Genomic DNA, 20,488 nt, shown 5'->3' on the forward strand with positions numbered 1-20,488 from the left:
TCCGCCCGGTTCCGGGCAGAGCTAACAAGAGTAATGAACGAGGACCCTGGCAGTACCAGCGGCCCGGCCCACCGCAAGTGGTGGGATCGACTGGGTCATTTGTTTTCCGGCGAGCCGCGCAACCGAAAGGAGCTCATCGAAGAGCTGCGCACCGCCCAGGCCAACGGCCTGATGTCCAACGACACCCTGACCATGGTCGAGGGTGCGATCAAGGTTACCGAGCTGAGCGTGGACGACGTCATGGTGCCGCGCACCCAGATCGTCATGGTGTCCGCCGAAGCACCGCTGCGCGAGATCCTCGAGATCGTGGTCGAGTCCGGACACTCGCGATTCCCCGTGCACGGCGAGGACAAGGACGAGATCCTCGGCATCCTGCTGGCCAAGGACCTGCTGAAGTTCGTCGGTGACGGCGACCATTTCGACGTCCGCACGGTGCTGCGCCCGGCCGTACTGATTCCCGAATCGATGCGCCTGAACGTGCTGCTGGCGGAGTTCCGCCATACGCGCAACCACATGGCGTTGGTGGTGGATGAATACGGCGGCGTCGCCGGCCTCATCACCATCGAGGATGTGCTCGAGCAGATCGTCGGCGAGATCGACGACGAGCACGACGACGAGGAAGAACCCACGCTGATGCACGAGCAGTCCGGCGGCGGCTGGCTCGTCAGCGCGCTCACGCCCATTGCCGACTTCAACGAACAGACCGGCGCCAGCTTCTCCGACGAAGAGTTCGACACGGTCGGCGGCATGTGCACCTCCGAGTTCGGCCACCTGCCGGAAGTCGGCGAGGAAATCGCCATTGGCGACTTCCTCTTCCACGTCACCGAAGCGGACGATCGCCGCGTGCAGGCGTTCCGAGTTACCCATCGCCAGGAAGACTGATCGTGCATCGATCAGGCAGGACGCTCATGCCCGCACCCTCACAGTACCTTGGCCGCCGGCTGGCGGCGTTCTGCCTGTTTCTCCTGCTCGGCGTCCTTGGCTGTGCACCGCCTGCACAAGCGGGCATCGCCAATGCGCCGGGCGCCAACCTTGAAGTCTCGCTGATCACCTACGGTCCGGGAGACACTTATTGGGAACGCTTCGGCCACGACGCGATCGAGCTGCGCGACACGGCCAGCGGCGAGGCATTCACCTTCAACTACGGTGTATTCGACTTCGACGAAGCCGGATTCCTGCTGCATTTCGCGCGCGGAAGCATGCATTACCTCATGGATGCTGCGCCCAGTGATATCGACCAGCATTACTACATGGACGTTGGCCGTTCGGTCACTCGTCAACGGCTCGACTTCACCGCCGCACAAGCCGCCGACCTGCGCGACTTCCTCCTGTGGAACCTGCGCCCGGAAAACGTGCGCTACGACTACGACTACTACGCGAACAACTGCGCGACCCGCGTGCGCGACGCGCTGGACAAGGCGCTGGGCGGCACCCTGAAGAAGCAGCTTGAGGCTCGCCCTGCACGGATGACCTATCGCCAGCAGACGGCGCGCCTGATGAGCCAGCAGGCCTGGCTGATGCTGATCCTCGACCTCGGCCTCGGCCCCTATGCGGATCAGCCGCTCAACGCCTGGCAGGAGAGCTTCCTACCGATGGTGCTGCAGGAAGACATCCGCAGCGTATCCGTGGCGAGCGCAGATGGCGGCGCGCATCCGCTGGTGCAAGACGAACAACTGGTCTCCGCCAACCGCCTGACGCCCCCGCCTTCCGAGGCACCGGATCTACGCCTGCCGCTGGCCTTGGCCGGCCTGGCTTTCGCCGTAGCGCTCATCGCCACGCATCGGTTTGCATCGACTGTCTACGCACTGCTCGGCACGCTGTATCTGGTGCTGGCCGGCGTGGTCGGCGTCGCCCTGCTCATCCTGTGGACGCTGACCACCCATCACTCCGCCTGGGCCAACGCCAACCTGCTGCTGTTCAACCCGCTGGCATGCTTGCTGGTCGCCTCGGTATGGCGATCTCGGCGCGGAGCCGTGGACTCACGCATGGCCAACATGCTGATTGCACTTCAGCTGCTGGCAGTGCTCGCCGCATGGCTGTTGCACCTGCTGCCCGGCGTGGTCCAGCAAAACCAGCCCTGGCTGCTGTTCGCCATGCCGTGCTGGCTGGCGTTGGCTTGGTGCATGCGCCGAGGTGCATGGTTGAGCGGCCGTACACGCTGAATGTGTTGTCGTTGCCGTGTCTTGGATGGCAGCGCATCATTCGCCCATGTCGATAACCAAACAGCCTGTACCCGCAGCCACCCCGTCAACGGGCATGGTCGTCAACTGCGTCGCCTATCACTCCGACGGCCGACGCATCGGCGATGTAAGCCTGGACGACATCAGCGAAGTTCTCAAGCAACCCGATACGTTTGTGTGGGTGGGGCTGCATGAGCCGGATGCGGCGCTGCTGGACAAGATCCAGGAAGAATTCGATCTGCATGACCTTGCGATCGAAGACGCCCAACATGCCCATCAGCGCACCAAGATCGAGACCTACGGCGACTCGCTGTTCATCGTGGTGCAGACCGCACAATTGGTGAGCGGCCATATCGCTTTCGGCGAAACGCACATCTTCCTGGGCGCCCGCTATCTTGTGACCGTTCGCCATGGCGCGTCGTTGTCCTATGCACCTGCGCGGCGCAACTGCGAGCACACACCGGAACTTCTCGCACTTGGACCCAGTTACGGGCTCTACGGCGTACTCGACTTCATCGTCGACAACCTGCTGCCGATCGTGCGGGACTTCCGCGAGGAACTGCAGGAGCTGGAGAAGGACATCTTTGCCGATACCTTCAATCGCAGCACCATCCGCCGCCTGTACGACATGCAGCGCGACCTGATGACGCTGCGCCTGGCCGCGGCGCCGTTGCAGGACATCATCAGCCAACTCGTGCGGCTGCATCCACAACTGATTCCGGACGAACTCCGCGCCTATTTCCGCGACGTGTACGACCACGTATTCCGCGTCAACGAATCGATCAGCGCGATGCGCGAGATGCTCGCCGCCGCCATCAACGTCAACCTTTCGCTGGTGACGTTCGGGCAGAACGAAGTCATGAAGCGCCTGGCAGGTTACGCCGCGATGCTTGCAGCGCCTACGTTGATAACCAGCTGGTACGGCATGAACTTCGCGCATATGCCAGAGCTCAACAAGCCCTGGGCCTATCCCGTGATCATCGGGCTGGTGCTTACGATCGTGGGAACGATCTACATCATACTTAAGCGCAATCGCTGGCTTTGACACGACCAGGGAACGACCGGGCCATTGAAGGATTGCCCCACCTCAGACACCGAAGCGCGATGCGAACGGTCTCGCGTCTGATGCCAGTCCGTTGCACCACCGGTGCGATGGCACAGCGTCCTGCTTTTTAAGGAAAGGCCGGGGGTTTTTGAAGACACGCGCATGCCTGCCGATCCAATTCTCGCGGACGCCACGGCCCGCAAGTCGTGCCTGCTCCACATCGTCCGACTACCCAAGGACAGCAGCAATGCTGTGTACGCTACTGCCGTGCTGAGAATGGTAAGCCGCGCCCACCGGTCGGGAGCAGTATCGAAGCCCACCAGCTCTACAACCATGAACTCGGCCGCCAGATCCGCAGGCGAGGCCGCAACCAGAAGGCCGGTCAAGTGCCCCCGTGGCTCCTTGGATCAAGCCCATCGACTCAACCATCCGGCGCCATTGTCCGAGGCCAACAGCCACGTCAAGGAGGGGCGTGAAGAACACCGCAGTAAACATCAGGCTCATCACGGATGAAGCTCGTACTGCTTAGCCTATTGCTTGATCGTTGGTTCGCCGCTGCCTGAAATCTTCTAACATCGAGGTTTCATAAGCCGTCGATTCGCCTTCGTGGCCGATGACTCAGCCCGAGAGGCCATTGGAAGTAGGCCCTTCAATCGCGGGGGAACGCATGCAATACCGCTTGACCTATGGCCTCGGGATCATTGCCCTGCTGGCTGTCACCCTACTTTATTGGCCCGTCCTCCACTTCAACTTCGTGTGGGACGATTGGCAAAGCTTTCACGACACACCGTGGCTGACGCAGGGTGACCAGTGGAAGCACTACATCTTCCGTGATTTCAACAACTGGAAGTACTACTTCAGACCACTAGGCGTCGGCCTATTTGCTCTTCAGCTGAGGTTATTCGCTGGCGCGCCTGGCCCCATGCACGCGGTGTCGCTCGCCCTCCATCTGATCGACGTCACCCTGGTAGGAGTGCTGGCCTGGCGCTGTGCCACCCTGTCTAGAGTGAATCCAGGGCGATACCCATGGCTGGCTCCGCTTTGCATGCTGATATATGGCCTGCATCCGGCGCTGATAGAGACCGTCGCGTGGATCGGCTGTCAGTTCGATCTAATGCTGGTACTACTCGTACTTCTTGGACTGATTGCGAATCTTGGCATCCAGCGCCCTTATCCTCGCGCAGCCACCACCATGACGATTTTCTTCCTTGCCGCCTGCACCAAGGAAGCAGCCATCTCGTTTCCACTCCTACTGGTCCTGTTCGACTGGATATTGTTTTCGGGAAGAAAAGATCAACGCTTCGGCGCCAGCATAGGGGCCACGTTGCGACGCAATTGGCACACGTATATGGGCATCGTTGTGGCAGGAATCGCCTATCTGGGATTCCGGCACTGGGCGCTCGGGTCTGTCACAAGCAACTTCTCCACCACAGCCGCCCCGTCTCTGGCCCGCCTTCGGGAAATCAGCACGATTTACGTGCACTACCTTCAGGTCATGATCTGGCCGATGTCCGGCATGAGTCCTATTCATCCATATTTGCACAAGGAGTTTCTGGGACCGATCACACTGGATGCGTTGTTTTCCATCGTAGTGACACTAGGCATTGTCGGTGGCGGCTTGTATCTCGCGCTTCGACACAAGGCACCAATCGGCTACATACTCGTTGCGATCACTGCGGCTTTGCTGCCGGTCCTCCACATCATCCCAGTGGAGTTCGAATTCGAAATGAACCTCTATCACGAGCGCTATGCCACTATGGCGCTTGCCATGGCTTGCTCCATGGCGCCCTTGCTGCGCCGACCTGCGCGGCTTAGTGACCACATTCCCGATAGAGTAGCGAGGCTCACAACAGCAATCTCAGTGTCCCTCTGGATTGTTTTCTCGATCATCGGCATCCGCCTTGTCTTACCCAATTGGACAAATGACGTCACCTTGTGGCGCTCGGCTCTCTTGTTGAACCCTCACGACATCCAACCCAAGAACAACCTGCTCTTCATCTATATGAAGAACAAGGACTACGCGGCCGCTCGAAAATTCGGCGACGAGGTGCTTGCCGATCCAGCGCCGTGTACTCCCTGCATGTTGAAGATTGCCCTGCTTGCCCTGTGGCAACACGAACCAGACCGGGCAGCCATCGCACTGGAACGGGTCCGCCGGTCAACAGAAATCATCCGTAACAAAAGCACACTCCACACCTACTACTTGTTGACTGGCCAGTTGCTCATGCAGCAAGGGCAGCTGAAAGACGCCCAAGGCGTTCTCCGCGCGGCCCTGGCGCTCGCCCCAGAGGATGCGGAAACAAAGGAGGTGCTGAACTCGGCGCTTGCCTCGGAACGCCAAGAAATTCCAACCCACCAGTAGTGACAACGAACTCTTGATGAAAAAAGGCGGCCCTGGGGCCGCCTTTCTCTTACTTGCTTCCCACGCTTACTTCGCGGCGTCCTTGGCGTTCTCCGCCGACGTCCATTGCTTCAACCAGGCATTGACCGTCTCATGCCACTGCACGCTGTTCTGCGGCTTGAGCACCCAATGATTCTCATCCGGGAAGTGCAGCAACTTGCTCGGGATACCGCGACGCTGCAGCGCCGTGAAGGCGCCGAGACCCTGCGTATCCGGGATGCGGAAATCCTTGGCCGAATGGATTACCAGCATCGGCACACGCCAGTCCTTGACGTGATTGATCGGGTTGAACTTCTCGTAGTTCTCCGGGTGTTCGTACTGCGTGCCACCGTTTTCGCGCTCTTCGAACCAGAGCTCTTCAGTGTCGTAGTACATGGCACGCGCGTCGAACACACCATCATGGTCCACCAGGCACTTCCACGGCTGGTTCCACACGCCGGCGATCCAATACGTCATGTAGCCACCATAGCTGGCGCCCAGCGCGCATGCGCGATCGCCATCCAGGAACTTGTACTTGGAAAGCGCCGCACTCCAACCTGCTTTCAGGTCTTCCAGCGGCTTGCCACCCCAGTCACCGGAGATGGAGTCGGTGAAGACCTGGCCGTAACCCGTGGAACCGTGGAAATTGATGGTCACCACGGCAAAACCCTGACCCGCGTAGGTCTGCGGATTCCAGCGATAGCTCCAGCCATTGCTCATCGCACCCTGCGGACCGCCGTGGATGATGAAGGCCACCGGGTACTTCTTGCCCGACTTGTAGTTGGCCGGCTTCACCACATAGCCCTGCACCGTCTCGTTGTTCCAACCCTTGAAAGTGAAGAACTCCGGCTCGCCCATCTGCGCGTTCTTCAGGCGTGCGGCGTTGTAGTGCGTCACCTGCTTGAGGCCCTTGCCCTGCAGGTCGGCCACGTAAAGGTCAGCCGAACGCTTGAGGTCGTCGCGCTGCACCAGCAGCTTCGACTTGCCGGCCGAGTACGCACCGACATCGCCGGCAGTCACAAGCGTCGTAACCTTGCCGGTCTCTGCATTGATGGCAAACAACGGATGCTGACCCTGGTCATCCGCGGTGGCGTAAAGCGTCTTGCCGTCAGCAGAAATCTGCAGGCCGCCGGCGGAGCGGTCCCAGTTGGGGGCGACTTCGTGCTTCTGGCCCGTCGCCAGATCCAGCGCCATGATGCCGAAGCGGTCTGCTTCCGACACCGGCGTCTTCATCGCCAGGTAGTAAAGCGTCTTGCCATCCGGCGACGGCAACGGGAACGCATCCCAGGCCAGATTCGCAGCGGTGAGGTTGCTCGGCGCCGTCGAACCGTCGGCAGGCACGCTGTAGACGTCAAAGTTGGTCGACCACGGCTCGGTCTTGCCCGCGATACGGACGCTGAAATAGACCGTCTTGCCGTCCGGCGAGAAGTTGAACTCGTCTTCGCCACCAAACGGCTTGCTCGGCACGTCGCCATCGATGCCGCGGCTGAGAAGCATCGGCTGTTCGCTCGCGTTATCGACGTCAGTAATGAAGAGCTGCGCCCGACGACCATCGGACCAGGTATCCCAATGACGCACGAAGAGCTTGTCGTAGACCGTGCCCGACGCCTTGTCGGCAGCGCGGCCATCCAGACGCTCCTTGGTGCAGGCCAGGTCGGCGCAGTCGGTGAACACACCAAACGTCAGCAGGATCCTCTTGCCATCCGGCGAGAGCTTGTAGCCATCCACGTCGACCGGGGCGTGAGTTACCTGCACTGCTTCCGCCGAAGCCGTGGGCGACCGGCGCCAAACCTGCGCCACGCCATCCTTCGCCGCGACGTAGTAGAACGCCTGGCCATCCGGCGCCCAGCGCGGCGACGAAGCCTTCTCCACCAGCTTCACCGGCGTTCCGCCCTTGCCCAGATCCAACAGATAGATCGATGTCACACCCTTATTGGCCGCGTAGTCGGTGGCACGTACGGTATAGAGCGCGTAGCGCCCATCCGGCGACAGCTGCGGATCGCCCACGCGATCCATCATGACAAGGTCGCGGATATTGAACGGGTGCGGGCCGTGGTTCTCGACCTCGGCCGCGACGGCAGAAGGTCCGGCCAGCGCAAGCGCCAGCGCGATAAACATTGGTTTCATCGGAGGGATCCTTGGGTGCTACGAAGGCGTTGACGGTAAGAGGCGACGGCACGGAGTGCAAGACGCGGTGTGGCAGCGAAAGTCGCGCCTTGCAAGGATTGCTAAGGCACTCCACACCGCTGTTACGTTCACGGCAGCCTTTGGTAAATGACTCCTTGTGCAAACCAGATCACAAGACAAAAAGTGACATTTCACGTCACTTCACGCCCAGTTTCGGCAGTATTTCGGGCGACCCCGCGACGTGCGCCACAATCCCAAGAACTTAGCGAACCCAATCGCTTGCCCCCCTTCGTGACCCTATGCACAATCCTTGCACCCGCAAGGCCGCGGGTACCTGTCAACGGCAGGCGTGGCATACAACATGCTGCGAATGCCGCGAGCTTCCTGGTCGTTCCAGACCGCTGTAAGGGGAACCGATCCCGCCTAGGGGGAAATCGGGGCCGGGGCTCAGGGGGCATTACCGGTTAGCTAATCAAACTGAGGAACCACCATGAAGAACGTACAGAAGGGCTTTACCCTGATCGAACTGATGATCGTCGTGGCGATCATCGCGATCCTGGCCGCCATCGCCGTGCCGGCCTACCAGAACTACATCATCCGCTCGAAGGTGACCGAAGCAGTCTCCGCCATCGACATGGCGCGTACTGCTGTTGCCGAGTCCGTCCAGTCCACGGGCCTTCTCCCGAAGAGCAACGCCTCTGCGGGTCTGCCGGCCACCATTGCATCGCAGTACGTGACCAATGTGCAGATCGACACGGCCGGCTCCGGTAAGATCACGGCCACGGTTACCGGCACCAACTCTGATGCGGACAACAAGACCATCATCTACGCCCCGTTTGATAGCAATGGCACCGCGTGGGCCAATGGCTCCACCGGCTCCATCAGTTGGAAGTGCTCGGGTCAGGGTGGCACCGTGCCGTCCAAGTACCTCCCGGCCGCTTGCCGCTAATAACTTTCTAGCAATAGACTCTGGAAGGGCCGCCTCGTGCGGCCCTTCCTTTTATATGGAGCGATGATTTCTATGCAACGCTCAACCACAACCGCGGAAGACCGGCACCAGCCGTGCAGACTGTTTCGCTAACATGACCTACTCCAAGCGGGCCGGATAGTATTGATGCGCGTAAATGAACGCACTCGCCCATGGTTACCCTGGATTCTGCTAGCGCTTGCGGCCACTGCTACGGTAGCCGTATATGCGCCAGGCATGGCCGGCGGCTGGGTATTCGACGACTACCCGAATATCGTGGAAAACGCGGCCATCCACATCACGCAGGGACATTCGACGCTGGCCGCGTGGGTGAATTCGGCGGTGTCGTCACCATCAAGCTTTCTGAGACGGCCACTGGCATCGCTTACGTTCTCGATGAACTGGTATGCCGGCGCCGGTGACCCGTCGCCGTTCAAGATCACCAATATCGCCATCCACCTGATCAACGGCGTGCTACTGTTTTGCATGCTGCGGGCATTGCTGCAGTTGCTAGGTCTACGACAAGACGGGTTTCCCGCCGTCGCTCAAACCACACTCCCGGATAGAGCCAAAGGGGAACCCTTCGATTGGGCCGCTGCAACACGCGTCGCGCTGATCGTAAGTACGGCTTGGATGCTGCTGCCGATTAATCTGATGGCAGTGTTGTATGTGGTGCAACGCATGGAAAGCCTGTGCCAGATTTTCATCCTGGCGGGACTGTGGGCGTACCTGCACGGCCGCTGGATGATGTTGACGGCACGCACTTCACGGCGCGACCGACAGGGTCTCGCCCTAATTGTCAGTGGCATCGTGTTCGGCACAGTGCTGGGGCTGACGTCGAAAGAAACAGCGGTCTTGCTGCCCGTCTTCGCGTTCCTGGCCGAATGGATCATCCTGCGATTCGCACGCGCCATTCCCGCGGAGAACACGCTCGCAAACAGCACGAAAAAGCAGACGACTGATGCTCGCCTCTGGTGGACTTTCGCCACCACACTGTTTGTTCCCGCGGCACTGGGGTTTGCATGGCTGTTGCGCTCTGCCCTGCGCCCCAGTTCGTGGGCAGGCCGCGATTTCACTCTGGCACAGCGCCTGCTAACCGAGCCACGCGTACTGGTGGACTATTTGCACTGGACCCTGTTGCCCAACCCCATGGTGCTGAGCCTGTATCACGATGAGATCACCATATCGACGGGACTACTGACGCCGTGGACCACGTTGGGCGCAATCATTGTGTTGGCTGCGTTGATCGTCTTGGCCATCTTGCTGCGCAATCGCCAACCGCTGATTTCGCTTGGCATCGGCTGGTTTTTTGCCGCGCAACTGCTGACTGCCACCATTATTCCGCTTGAACTGGTGTACGAACAGCGCATGTATTTTGCGTCGATCGGCGTATTGCTGGCAGCAGGGACGTGCCTGCTTGGCCTGCGCCGGAGGATCACGCTTCCGATAGTGCGAGGGTTCCTGGTTGCAGTCGCGATACTATGGTTCGCGCTATCCACCCATCTGCGCGCACGGGAATGGTCCAACCCGCTGCGCCTGGCCGTTGCAGAAGCCAGCTACCATCCCACGTCGGAACGTGCGGTATATGAAGCGGGCCGCCTGCTGCTGATTGCGTCGAACTATGAGCCAGGCAAGACGCGCGATGATTCCATGAAATACTTGCGGCAAGCCGCCGCGATTCCTGGTTCGTCCGCCCTACCTGATCAGGCCTTGATCATGCTCGTCGATCACGATCAGCAAGATGACGACAGCGCTTACTGGGATTCGATGGTGCGTAAACTGCGCGACCAGCCAACTGGCCAGGAAAACATCTCCGCACTGATTGCGCTTACTCAATGTTATCGCCATGGCACCTGCAAATTCGATCTTAATCAACTGCAGCGCGCCTATCGGGCAGCATTGTCACGACCGCACACCATCGCACGACTCTACGGTGCCTACGCAACCTTGCAGTTTGACATCCTGCATGACGATATGGAGGCGGAAAAATACTTGGCGCTTGCGGTCGCAGGCGAGCCGAGCGAACCAGCCTACCGCGTCGACTTGGCAGCGCTGTATGCGCGCAACGGTCAGACGGACAAAACACTAGAGCAGATCGAAGCGCTGCGACGCTTGAATTATGCGGGCCGGCTCGATGAGCAGATTTCTAAACTGGAGCACGCTGTCGAACCAGGCAAACCCATCACAACCCGGCGCGATTCGAAAGAATCGCAATGAAGGGCGCGATCGCACGAGGCACTATACGCACGACCTTCATATTGGGTTTGTACACGCTGGTACAGGCGGGCACCTTGCTGCTGGTTGCGCGAATGTTGGGGCCATACCAATTCGGCGCGTTCGCGGGCGTCGCCGCCTTGGCGGCATTGCTCGGAACAATTTCGACATTTGGCACAAACATCGTACTGCTGGGCGAGGTCGCCAAAGCACCTTCGCGTCGCGGACAGATCCTGCCCTATGCGATCCCAATCACCCTGTTATGCGGTGGCGCATTACTGGCCATTTATTTCGCAACCTGCCTGCTGGCGCTACGCGCTGCCAATGTGCCTTGGTCGATGTTGCTCGCCATCGGAGTTGCCGAGCTGTGGCTACAACCACTATTCGGCCTCGCGACCTATGAACACCACGGACTCGGCCGCGTCGCAGGCTCGCAACTGCTGAAAACCTTGCCGCTGGCATTACGCCTCGTCGCTGCAGCCGGCATCTTCCTGATGCGCGCCAACAACCCCTTGGTCGCGTATTCGTATATCTACCCTGCGCTGTCCCTGCTGGCACTCGTGTTTGCAGTGCGAACTCTTCCATCTGCTTGGCCATCCCCACGCCAATGGCGTTTACCGAGCGTCGCTGAACTGCGCGAGGCGGCTGGATATGCCGCGATAGCGATTACCGCCAGCGGACCTGGGGAGCTCGACAAGGCGCTCGCCACCAAATTGCTGCCATTATCAATGGCTGGTGTTTACTCGGCTGGCGCACGCGTTATTGTTGCGACGACATTGCCGGTAAACGCGCTGATGGCATCAGCTATGCCAAGGTTATTCCGCGAGAGGCTCGACCACCCCGAACTTACCAGCCGTCTACTACTGCGTATCTTCGGAGCCACCCTCGTTTACATGCTTGCGATTACCGTCATCCTATGGTCAATCGCGCCGGTATTCGAATGGCTTTTCGGTGCGAAATACCATGGCTTGGATCACACCTTACGTTGGTTATGTCTAGCCGCGCCGGGGTTAGCACTGCGAATGACCTCTGGCACCATCTTGATGGCTCTCGGCAAACCGTGGGTACGCGTGGGCTTCGAAATCACCGGCATCGTGGTGCTAGTGATTGCTGCTATTGCGTTTACTGCGCGTTTTGGTGCCGTGGGCTTGCCATGGGCCCTGGCGTGTTCAGAGTGGGCGATGGCCATCATAGGTACCGCGCTGATACTGGACTACATGACACCATCTCGCACCCGAGCATGAGCCACGAGGCGACACAACCAAGCGTTCGACTTTAGCCCGTGAGGATAGGGCTATCTACGCATTATCGGCCCGCCACCCCATGCATGACTTCAGCCAACCTTGGTGCCTGGACCTGGACGCACAATTCCGCCTCGACCCGAGCGCGACCCGCCATTCCCAAGCGCTGCCGAACCTCGACGCTGCTCAGCAACAGCGATAGCGTTTCAATCCAATCATCCGAACTGACAGGAAGGAATCCATTCACGTCAGGCTTAACCAGATCCGAATTCACGCCGATAGGCGACGCAAGCACTGGCAATCCACAGGCCATATATTGGACTAGCTTGTAGCCGCATTTGCCGCGCTCCCAAGGACCATCGAGCAGCGGCATAATCCCGACATCCATCCCGGACAATAGAGCCACCTCGTCTTGCTCTGTCCACGGAACGCACTCCAGCGGAACGCCGGGCAGACGTTCGGCAACCTCCGGACGTGCACCAATCAACCTCAAAAATGCGCCATGGCGAGCGCAGACTTCACGCAGTGCCCCATGCAACGCATATAGATAGTGCTGAGTTACCGGCGATCCAATCCAGCCAATGACGAGTCGCTCTCGTTCCTTATGCACTACGGGCTTATACCGGTCGGCATTTACGACTGTAGGAATTACTTCCACTCGCGCGGCGCCAACACTCTGCGCTCGCTCGGCGAGATATCGATTTCCAGCAATCACACAGGCCGCATCGCGCATCACGGCATCGATCTTGTTGCCAAGCATTGAGCGCACGACAGCACTAGACGATATATCGTAACGATGAAATAGCGCATCGTCATATTCGGCGATAAACGGACGTGATCCACGCATGAAGGCTTTTTCAAGGCTACGGGGCAGGAAAGGAAGGAATTCCCCTTCCACCCAATCCAGATCACCGGGATTTGTGCGCAACAACTCGTGAATCCGCTTTACGTAGTGACCTCCAGCCAGTACCCGCGACGCATACGACTTGCCCTCATATAAGGCTTTCACGTATGCATCCGACAGCAAGGGATGATGATCAACAGTAATGCCGAACCGATCGAGTGTTGGCAGGTACTGCAACATGCGCAGCCGGGAGCTTGCCCCCAACCGTGCGAACTTCGACAACAGCCTCACGCTAACCGGCATTTCTCAATCCATCCTCTGCCTGGCAGCAAATCCATCGACAGACATCACGGACTCCGCCATTGCGCGCAAAATAATCTAAGAAAATAAAACTTGCGTCGCGCCCATCGGAGCGAACGTTCAGCCCAACAGGACGATTAAATGGGCAGACCGATCCTGATGAGGCCCAGGATCACCATCCCTATACTTCCCCCTAGGGTAGACGCCGCAGGCTAAAGCGCAGTTGATAACACGGCAGAACGTAGCACAGATTTTCTTCGTAGAACTCCTGCAACCAGCGCGTGAGGTTGAACAGTGGACCGATAGTTCGCTTAATCAATCCACGAACAAGAAAGGGGGAGTCGAAATCGAGCCGCACATCGACCAGCTCGAAAAACACCGTCCCACCGTACCCTGGAACACGACGATGGAATAGCCCGTCGCGGGCCAAATATGAAAATGTATATAGCCCAAAAAACTTCGAGTGCGTCGGATCGGAGTAAAAATATGGATTAGCAAAATGTGGGACTTCCACATCCAGTAAGCCGCCCGGCTTCAGTACTCGCGCAATTTCTTCGAGCAGAGCTGGCAAATCGATTACATGCTCAAAAAAATGGTAGGCATGGACAGATTGGACGCATGCGGTGGGCAGTGAGCGCAAAATCTCAAACACGTCGCCGACCATATCGACACCGGGATAATCGAGCCTATCGATGCCAATGGCATCAGCATATCGCTTACGCGGCCCGCACCCAAGTTCCAGTGCAAGACGCTGGCCGTAACGCAAACGCTCGGCGACCTGGATTTTATCGATGAAAGTCATTCGGAAACACTATCATGCCAACGTCGCCTCGCCTTCATCGATAAGTCCATGTGCGTGCTCATGGTGGTCCGTTCCAGTGTGCGCCATCCAGCAAAGCCAAGTAGTGGGACGCAATGACCTGATGGTTGTGAGCGATGAGTAGTGTTTCGACTGCAGGTAATGGCTGCCCCAGTTCGGCGTCCATCGCGCCCGCCAAAGCGGCGACATCGCCAACAGGCACGAGCCGGCCATATCGCCCACCATCGAGTATTTCACTCGGGCCATGCGGGCAATCTGTTGACACCACCGGAACACCCAGTACCAACGCCTCCAGTAGCACATTCGGATAGCCTTCCCAGCGGGAAGACAGGATGTGCATGGCAGCGCCAGCCACTACACCATGCGGATTATCCATGGCTCCCATAAGGAGGACACGATCCGCCACACCAAGGTCCCGCGAAAGGTTCTTAAGGTTCGCACGTTGCTCGCCATCTCCAACAATGACGAGGCGATGACTGCCACGCAACCTGCTGGATGCATACGCCCGCAGCAAGGTCGGAAAGTCCTTGGCTTCGGTCAAGCGTCCGAGAGAAACCACGTACGGGCCATTATCCTGAATCGCTTTTGGGACGCCGACAGCCGCGAGCTGCCGTAGCCGATCGACATCGACCGGATTGCGTATGACGTGGATACGATCCTTCGAAAGGCCTAATGTACGTAGATCCTGGGCAACCCCTGCCGACACGGCAACCAGTTCGTGAGCTTGCCTATAGAGCCAACGCATAGCGTGTCGTATCAGGGCACTTTTTGTGTTAACGAGACTGGATGCTTCCCGCAAGACAAGGCGTGTGCGGATGCCCGCTCGCATGCAAGCCAACGCAATCAGCAAATTCGTGCCGGTCATCGTGCTCAGCACGGCATCAGGCCTGACCGAACGGATAAGCGATACCAATCCGGGAAATACCCTCCACGCCAGCGCAAGGCCTCTAGGTGCGTCATCGGCATCGATCAACTCGTGCAATGTCACCGCATCTGGAACAAGCGAACGCAGCGGGCCGCCGCCAAGCAGCGCGACCATATGAACATCCCGTCCTGCGGCGAGGAAAGATCCTGCCAATTGCAGCAATACGCGCTCGCCGCCACCTTGTTCGAGACTCGGCAATACCAGCAAGAGGCGATGAGCATGTATCGCCATGTGTTCAACCAATACGCCAGCGCAGATACGCATAGGCCAACCACAAGGACTGGGAATGATCGGCACGTCCTGCTCGATGCTCCAGTAGAAGGGCTCGCAGTCCCGCAGGATTCACGACACCCGTGTCGCCTGACGCCGTCATGGCCAGCAGATCACCGCCAAGCCAATCGCGCAGCCAATGACTGACCGGCGATGCAAACCCTTGCTTGCGACGATTCCAGATGAAGTCGGGCACGCGACCGCGCATGGCCGCCTGCAATACCTGCTTTCCTCGCATTCCCGAGAAGTGCCATTGCCACGGCAGGCGAATTGCAAATTCAAAGAGCGCCTTGTCGAGAAAAGGACTACGCGCCTCGAGCGAATGCATCATCGTCGCGCGGTCGACTTTCTGCAGGATGTCCTGAGGCAAATAGACCAGGCAGTCCATCAGCAGCATGTGCCGCAGTTCGGCCGGATCATCGGGCCACGGCCGATCCGGCATGGAATTTCCCGCGCCCAGCCCGGGCACCAGCTGCGCGAGCGTTTCTTTGCGGATGGCAGGCGGCCCGATATAGGTATCTCTATCCTCTCGGGCCAACCGCACGAAAAGATGCGCGCGTTTCAAAAAGCTGCCGCTGTGATGCGCGTAAGGCTCGGGCGTCGCCAGCACGCTGCGTTCGACCATCGAGCGCAACATAGCCGGCAAGCGGTGATACCTCTGCCGCAACAGGCGCCCCATGTACCTGGCGTATCCACCAAAAATCTCGTCGCTACCGTCGCCCGTCAATACGACTTTGACGTGCTTGGCCGCTACGGAAGCGACCAGTGCGCTTGGTACCAGCGACGAATCTCCGAACGGCTGCCCCATGCGACGAGGAAGGTCGGCCGCAAGGGCCGCAGCCACCTCCGGACTGATCTCTTCAGCCGTGTGCAGCGTGCCCAACTCGGATGCGGCGCGTGCCGCCGGAGCGCGCTCGTCGTACGTCGGCTCGGCGAAGCCGGCCGTGAACGTTCGCAATTTCCCGAATCCGGGTTCCTGAGCCAGCGCGCATACCGTGGTTGAATCGATGCCGCCGGAAAGGAAGGCCCCGACCTCGACATCGGACGCCAACTGGCGCCTGCGTACGGCTTGCGTCAACAGCTCCCGGACGTGCTCGGCAGCTTCGGAGAAGCTGCCGGTCCAAGGCTCGACCGATGGCGTCCAGTAACGCTCCTGCACCATGGCGCCATCGGCGCCCAGCCACAGTGTATGCGCGGGCAGGACTTCGCTGACGCCCGCCACACTGGTCTTGCCTGGCAATGCGTAACCGTAGCGGAAATAGTCTGCGATGCCCGCCGCATCTTCCGTGATGGCCACATCCGGAGTCAGCGCTGCCAGCGCAGGCAACTCGGAGGCACAGGCAAACGTCTCGCCATGGCGCCGGTAATACAGGGGTTTCTTGCCGAAACGATCCCTGGAAAGCAACAGGTCGCCGGAAGCCGTATCGTGCAGCACGAACGCCCACATGCCATCCAGGCGCTCGATGAACCTTGCACCTTCCGTGACCAACCCGGCAAGCAGCACTTCGGTGTCGCTGTCATCCCGGAAATCCCAGCGCCCCGCCAAGAGGGTGCGCAGCTCCCGGTAGTTGTAGATCTCGCCGTTGAACACAAGGACCCAACGTCCACTGCGGTCACGCATGGGTTGGTGCCCGCCCTTGAGATCAATGATCGCAAGACGCGTGTGTCCGGCCACGAAATCATCGCCAACAAAGCTTCCGGACTCATCGGGTCCGCGTAGCCTGAGTCGCTGCAAGGCGACGTCCATGCGTTCGCGTCGTGCCCCGGTTGGAATTGCCGGAGCCCGGAGAAAGGCTATTCCGCACATGAGGAGCGATGTCTCTCGTCTGCTGTCAGCGCGGCCTGAAACAAGGCTTCATAACAACGCGCCGTATCGGTCCAGGTTCCGATCCGTACGCGCGCAAATGCACGCGCACGCTCACCACGACGATGAAGTTCCGAGCGATTGCCGACTGCCTGGTCCAGAGCGTCGGCCAATGCATCTGCATCATCGATCGCGACCAGCCAACCGTTGTCACCGTCGTTTACCATCCCCTGCACACCTTCCAGATCGGTAGAGATGACCGGCAGGCCGCTCGCCAGGGCTTCCACGACAACATTGGGCCGACCTTCCGAACGACTGGAAAGGACGAATACGTCCGCCTCGGAAAAGCACTTCGGCATATCGGTAGCAGGCAGCGGGCCGATAAAAGTGAAGCAGGAAGACACGCCGCGGGATGCTGCCTGGAAGAGCAAAGACTCACGCTCGGGTCCGCCACCCACGATCCATACGTGTATCTGATCTCGATGCCGCGCGCGTGCAACAGCCTCGACCAGAACGTCAAAGCCTTTCAGGCGAATCAGGTTGCCCACCGCCAGCACGCGCAAGCAGCCATCGGCGGAAATATTCCTGTCAACCTGGAAGAACGCGTCGTCGGCGCCATTGAGGCATGCATGGATATCAGCGCTACGGTGCGGATATTTCGCCCGCAGATTTTCGGCCATTGCCTCTGAAACACAGATCACGATTCGGCTGTTGTGCACGGCCAGATCCAAAATCATCCGGTCCACCATTGACCGCCCCGAGCGCGCCACATCACTTCCCCGCAACGTCGTGATGACGGGCTTCTTTCGCAGACGTCCAACGCCCCCTGCCACGGCCCCACACACTGACCAGTTCGCATGGATCAGATCAGCACGGCTCGCGAGCAACAGACAGCGCCAGAACAAGCCTAATAGCAGACCCGGAAGCAGAAATGCTTTCCAAGGCGCGCGCTGCAAGCCGGTCACGACCCCGCCCGAGCCTTGGGCCAATGTGCGCCATGCCCTGGGAGCGTAACGCACTGCATGAATCTGAATGCCCGATGCCGCACCTTCGCCGGGTATTGATTGCGTCGGATTTGAATCGGCCGGGCACACCACTTCTATCGTGCAGGCCGCCGACAAGTGTCGATAAAGGCTTTGGACGAATATGCCAGCGCAACTGCCCGGACGTAACGGATACGACGTCGTCATTGCAAGCAAACGCAGTGTCTTCATGGCCGTATCACGCGGATCACCTTACGCATCGCGACGGTAGATCAATGACGTAATCTGCTCCGAGACCAATCCGATCAGGAAAATGATCACCGCCGCACTCCACATCAGCGTGCTCATGTTGGTCAGTCGGCCATCTACCCAGAAAGTTCGTGCATAGTTGGCACAACCCAACAGGAAGAAAAGCAAACTTGTGGGCGCAAAGAGCTTCAACGGTGAGTACAGCGTGGCGATCTTGAAGATGATCAGGAAAAAGCGCACGCCGTCCTTGATCGGCTTGATATGACTCTTGCCGATCCGCTGCGCAGCCTTGATCGGTAGGTAAGCCACCGGATAGGCACTTCGGAAGAAAGCCATCGTGCTGGTGGTCGGATACGAGAAACCGTTCGGCAACAGATACAGGAACTCGCGAAACCGAGCGGCACGCGCGGCACGATAACCCGAGGTAAGGTCCTCCACGACCTGCCCGGTCATCCGCGTGGCGAGCCAGTTGTAGATCGTATTGGCGACGCCACGCCCCACGCCCGCCTGGCTGTCCCAGTCGCGCGCACCCACCACCATGTCGTAGCCCTGCTCCAGCTTCTCGATCAACCGGGCAATATCCGCCGGGTCGTGCTGCCCATCGCCGTCCATGAACACGAGCACGTCGCCTCTGGCAGCCCGGGCACCGCGTTTAATGGCGGCGCCATTGCCCATGGAATAGGGCGACGACAGACAAGTCACGCCTGCGGCGGCACAGATATCGCGCGTATCGTCGGTCGAGCCATCGTCCACCACGATGATTTCCGCGTCCGACTGGGCAGCGCGTAAGCGAGGCAGGAGCTCCTTCAAAGCCTCCCCTTCGTTCTTGGCAGGCAGGATGATGCTTAGATGACTCAAATGGGCTCCCCCCGATAGACCACGGCATGATAAACCGGGGCCCGGCCAATGGCTGTGGTGAATTTGACGTTTGCGGTGGATCCGCGTGCCGGTTGTCTCAGGAGCCACCCACTATCGCCGTTACCGCCTCTACGACGCGCCGTGCGTCCTCGTCGGTCATGGCGGGCGATAGCGGGAGACTTACCGTCTGGCGGCCCAGGCTCATGGCCTGGGGCCATTGCTCCGGTTGCCACCCGAAGCGTTGCTGGTAATACGGGTGTTCCGGAATGGAGAGGTAATGCACACCAGTGCCGATGCGGGCGGCATTCATTGCCTCGAGGAAATCATCGCGACTGATACCGCAGCGGGCCTCATCCACCATGATCGTGTACAGGTGATAGCCATGCCGCGTATCTGCCTCTGCCGGCGCAGGTAGCCCAATGGGCAGGCCCGCAAATGCCTCGTCATAGCGCAACCAGAGTTCACGCCGTCGCTCCCAGTTCTGCTCGACCCGGGCCAACTGGTGGATTCCGATCGCAGCCTGCAGATCCATCATGTTGTACTTGAAGCCGCACTCCACCACCTGGTAATGCCGGTAGCCCTTGTCGCCAAAGCGGTGCCAGGCATCCTTGCTCATGCCATGGAGCGCCAGAATGCGGGCACGGGCGACGTGCTCCTCATCGCGCCCGAGGATCATGCCACCCTCGCCGGTGACTACATTCTTGGTCACGTAGAAACTAAAACAGCCGAAGTCGCCGAAGGTCCCGACCGCCTGTCCTCGGTACTCACTCTCGATGGCATGCGCACAATCCTCGATGACCAGAAGGCCATGGCGCTCAGCGATGGCCATGATCTGCCCCATATCGCAGGGGCGGCCGGCAAAGTGCACCGGCAGGATGGCGCGAGTGCGCGGCGTAATGGCTGCTTCGATCGCGTCGGGATCAATGTTCTGTGTGACCGGATCGACATCGGCCAGCACCGGGCTCAAGCCGGCGTGCAGGATGGCATTCACGGTGGCGCAGAAGGTCAACGGGGTAGTGATGACCTCGCTGCCCGGCTCGAGCCCGGCAGCCACCATGCTCACGTGGAGCGCGGCGGTACATGAATTGACTGCGGCCACCTGTGACGGCAGCACGTGCCGCCAATCGGCAAAGTCTTGCTCGAACTGTGCCACGCGCGGTCCGGTGCCCAGCCAACCGGAACGCAGGCACGCCTCCGCCTCGGCAATCTCAGGCTCTTCGATACGGGGGGCCCCAAAGACCAGGAAAGGAACCGGATTGTCTACTTGTGCCACGGGAGGTC

General features: G+C 59.6%; 15 protein-coding genes. 7 read left to right on the forward strand and 8 right to left on the reverse strand.

Going from position 1 to position 20,488, the window contains the following annotated elements; all coding sequences use genetic code 11:
• Positions 1–33: 33 nt before the first annotated feature.
• The 4 genes from CA260_RS15970 to CA260_RS15985 all read left to right on the forward strand — a co-directional run bounded on the left by CA260_RS15970 (position 34) and on the right by CA260_RS15985 (position 5,587).
• On the forward strand, positions 34–882 hold the full coding sequence (locus tag CA260_RS15970; protein ID WP_111984016.1) for an HlyC/CorC family transporter: 849 nt from the start codon (positions 34–36) through the stop codon (positions 880–882).
• A gap of 26 nt (positions 883–908) precedes the next feature.
• Positions 909–2,162, forward strand: coding sequence for a DUF4105 domain-containing protein (locus tag CA260_RS15975; protein ID WP_111984017.1), 1,254 nt, complete (start codon positions 909–911; stop codon positions 2,160–2,162).
• 46 nt (positions 2,163–2,208) lie between these two features.
• Positions 2,209–3,225, forward strand: coding sequence for a magnesium/cobalt transporter CorA (gene corA / locus CA260_RS15980; protein ID WP_111984018.1), 1,017 nt, complete (start codon positions 2,209–2,211; stop codon positions 3,223–3,225).
• 667 nt (positions 3,226–3,892) lie between these two features.
• The gene (locus CA260_RS15985; RefSeq protein WP_172461870.1) at positions 3,893–5,587 is read left to right on the forward strand and encodes a tetratricopeptide repeat protein; all 1,695 of its coding nucleotides are present in this window, start codon (positions 3,893–3,895) and stop codon (positions 5,585–5,587) included.
• Positions 5,588–5,653: 66 nt separating this feature from the next.
• On the opposite strand, the gene CA260_RS15990 is transcribed toward CA260_RS15985, so the two are convergent.
• The gene (locus CA260_RS15990) at positions 5,654–7,732 is read right to left on the reverse strand and encodes an alpha/beta hydrolase family protein (RefSeq protein ID WP_111984020.1); all 2,079 of its coding nucleotides are present in this window, start codon (positions 7,730–7,732) and stop codon (positions 5,654–5,656) included.
• A gap of 490 nt (positions 7,733–8,222) precedes the next feature.
• Between CA260_RS15990 and CA260_RS15995 the strand changes: the two genes are divergently transcribed.
• From CA260_RS15995 to CA260_RS16005, 3 genes are all read left to right on the forward strand, one after another.
• A complete protein-coding gene (locus CA260_RS15995) occupies positions 8,223–8,681 on the forward strand; it encodes a pilin (protein ID WP_111984021.1) in 459 nt (152 codons plus the stop codon).
• Positions 8,682–8,936: 255 nt separating this feature from the next.
• Positions 8,937–10,916 (forward strand): tetratricopeptide repeat protein, encoded by a 1,980-nt coding sequence (locus tag CA260_RS16000; RefSeq protein WP_111984022.1) that lies wholly within the window; start codon positions 8,937–8,939, stop codon positions 10,914–10,916.
• On the forward strand, positions 10,913–12,157 hold the full coding sequence (locus CA260_RS16005; RefSeq protein WP_111984023.1) for a lipopolysaccharide biosynthesis protein: 1,245 nt from the start codon (positions 10,913–10,915) through the stop codon (positions 12,155–12,157). The genes CA260_RS16000 and CA260_RS16005 overlap by 4 nt, the downstream gene beginning before the upstream one ends.
• Positions 12,158–12,218: 61 nt before the next feature.
• Here CA260_RS16005 and CA260_RS16010 read toward each other — a convergent pair whose 3' ends face one another.
• The 7 genes from CA260_RS16010 to CA260_RS16040 form a co-directional block, all read right to left on the reverse strand.
• Positions 12,219–13,301, reverse strand: a complete 1,083-nt coding sequence (locus CA260_RS16010; protein ID WP_111984024.1) for a glycosyltransferase family 4 protein — start codon at positions 13,299–13,301, stop codon at positions 12,219–12,221.
• 190 nt (positions 13,302–13,491) lie between these two features.
• Positions 13,492–14,100, reverse strand: coding sequence for a methyltransferase domain-containing protein (locus CA260_RS16015; RefSeq protein WP_111984025.1), 609 nt, complete (start codon positions 14,098–14,100; stop codon positions 13,492–13,494).
• 58 nt (positions 14,101–14,158) lie between these two features.
• Complete coding sequence (locus CA260_RS16020) at positions 14,159–15,274, reverse strand: glycosyltransferase (protein WP_172461871.1); 1,116 nt, start codon at positions 15,272–15,274, stop codon at positions 14,159–14,161.
• A 4-nt stretch (positions 15,275–15,278) separates the two neighbouring features.
• A complete protein-coding gene (gene asnB / locus CA260_RS16025) occupies positions 15,279–17,060 on the reverse strand; it encodes an asparagine synthase (glutamine-hydrolyzing) (protein WP_238149788.1) in 1,782 nt (593 codons plus the stop codon).
• 47 nt (positions 17,061–17,107) lie between these two features.
• On the reverse strand, positions 17,108–18,331 hold the full coding sequence (locus tag CA260_RS16030; protein WP_111984028.1) for a glycosyltransferase: 1,224 nt from the start codon (positions 18,329–18,331) through the stop codon (positions 17,108–17,110).
• A gap of 21 nt (positions 18,332–18,352) precedes the next feature.
• On the reverse strand, positions 18,353–19,207 hold the full coding sequence (locus CA260_RS16035; protein ID WP_111984029.1) for a glycosyltransferase family 2 protein: 855 nt from the start codon (positions 19,205–19,207) through the stop codon (positions 18,353–18,355).
• Between the two features lie 97 nt (positions 19,208–19,304).
• Positions 19,305–20,480, reverse strand: a complete 1,176-nt coding sequence (locus tag CA260_RS16040) for a DegT/DnrJ/EryC1/StrS family aminotransferase (RefSeq protein WP_111984030.1) — start codon at positions 20,478–20,480, stop codon at positions 19,305–19,307.
• Positions 20,481–20,488 lie beyond the last annotated feature (8 nt).

Source organism: Dyella jiangningensis (assembly GCF_003264855.1).
Lineage (GTDB): Bacteria > Pseudomonadota > Gammaproteobacteria > Xanthomonadales > Rhodanobacteraceae > Dyella > Dyella jiangningensis_C.

What these genes read in the sequence shown, in the direction of transcription:
- CA260_RS15970 (WP_111984016.1), top strand. Translation starts at nt 34, where the DNA reads ATGAACGAGGACCCTGGCAGTACCAGCGGCCCGGCCCACCGCAAGTGG.
- CA260_RS15975 (WP_111984017.1), top strand. Translation starts at nt 909, where the DNA reads ATGCCCGCACCCTCACAGTACCTTGGCCGCCGGCTGGCGGCGTTCTGC.
- corA (WP_111984018.1), top strand. Translation starts at nt 2,209, where the DNA reads ATGTCGATAACCAAACAGCCTGTACCCGCAGCCACCCCGTCAACGGGC.
- CA260_RS15985 (WP_172461870.1), top strand. Translation starts at nt 3,893, where the DNA reads ATGCAATACCGCTTGACCTATGGCCTCGGGATCATTGCCCTGCTGGCT.
- CA260_RS15990 (WP_111984020.1), bottom strand. Translation starts at nt 7,732, where the DNA reads ATGAAACCAATGTTTATCGCGCTGGCGCTTGCGCTGGCCGGACCTTCT.
- CA260_RS15995 (WP_111984021.1), top strand. Translation starts at nt 8,223, where the DNA reads ATGAAGAACGTACAGAAGGGCTTTACCCTGATCGAACTGATGATCGTC.
- CA260_RS16000 (WP_111984022.1), top strand. Translation starts at nt 8,937, where the DNA reads ATGGCCGGCGGCTGGGTATTCGACGACTACCCGAATATCGTGGAAAAC.
- CA260_RS16005 (WP_111984023.1), top strand. Translation starts at nt 10,913, where the DNA reads ATGAAGGGCGCGATCGCACGAGGCACTATACGCACGACCTTCATATTG.
- CA260_RS16010 (WP_111984024.1), bottom strand. Translation starts at nt 13,301, where the DNA reads ATGCCGGTTAGCGTGAGGCTGTTGTCGAAGTTCGCACGGTTGGGGGCA.
- CA260_RS16015 (WP_111984025.1), bottom strand. Translation starts at nt 14,100, where the DNA reads ATGACTTTCATCGATAAAATCCAGGTCGCCGAGCGTTTGCGTTACGGC.
- CA260_RS16020 (WP_172461871.1), bottom strand. Translation starts at nt 15,274, where the DNA reads ATGGCGATACATGCTCATCGCCTCTTGCTGGTATTGCCGAGTCTCGAA.
- asnB (WP_238149788.1), bottom strand. Translation starts at nt 17,060, where the DNA reads ATGGACGTCGCCTTGCAGCGACTCAGGCTACGCGGACCCGATGAGTCC.
- CA260_RS16030 (WP_111984028.1), bottom strand. Translation starts at nt 18,331, where the DNA reads ATGAAGACACTGCGTTTGCTTGCAATGACGACGTCGTATCCGTTACGT.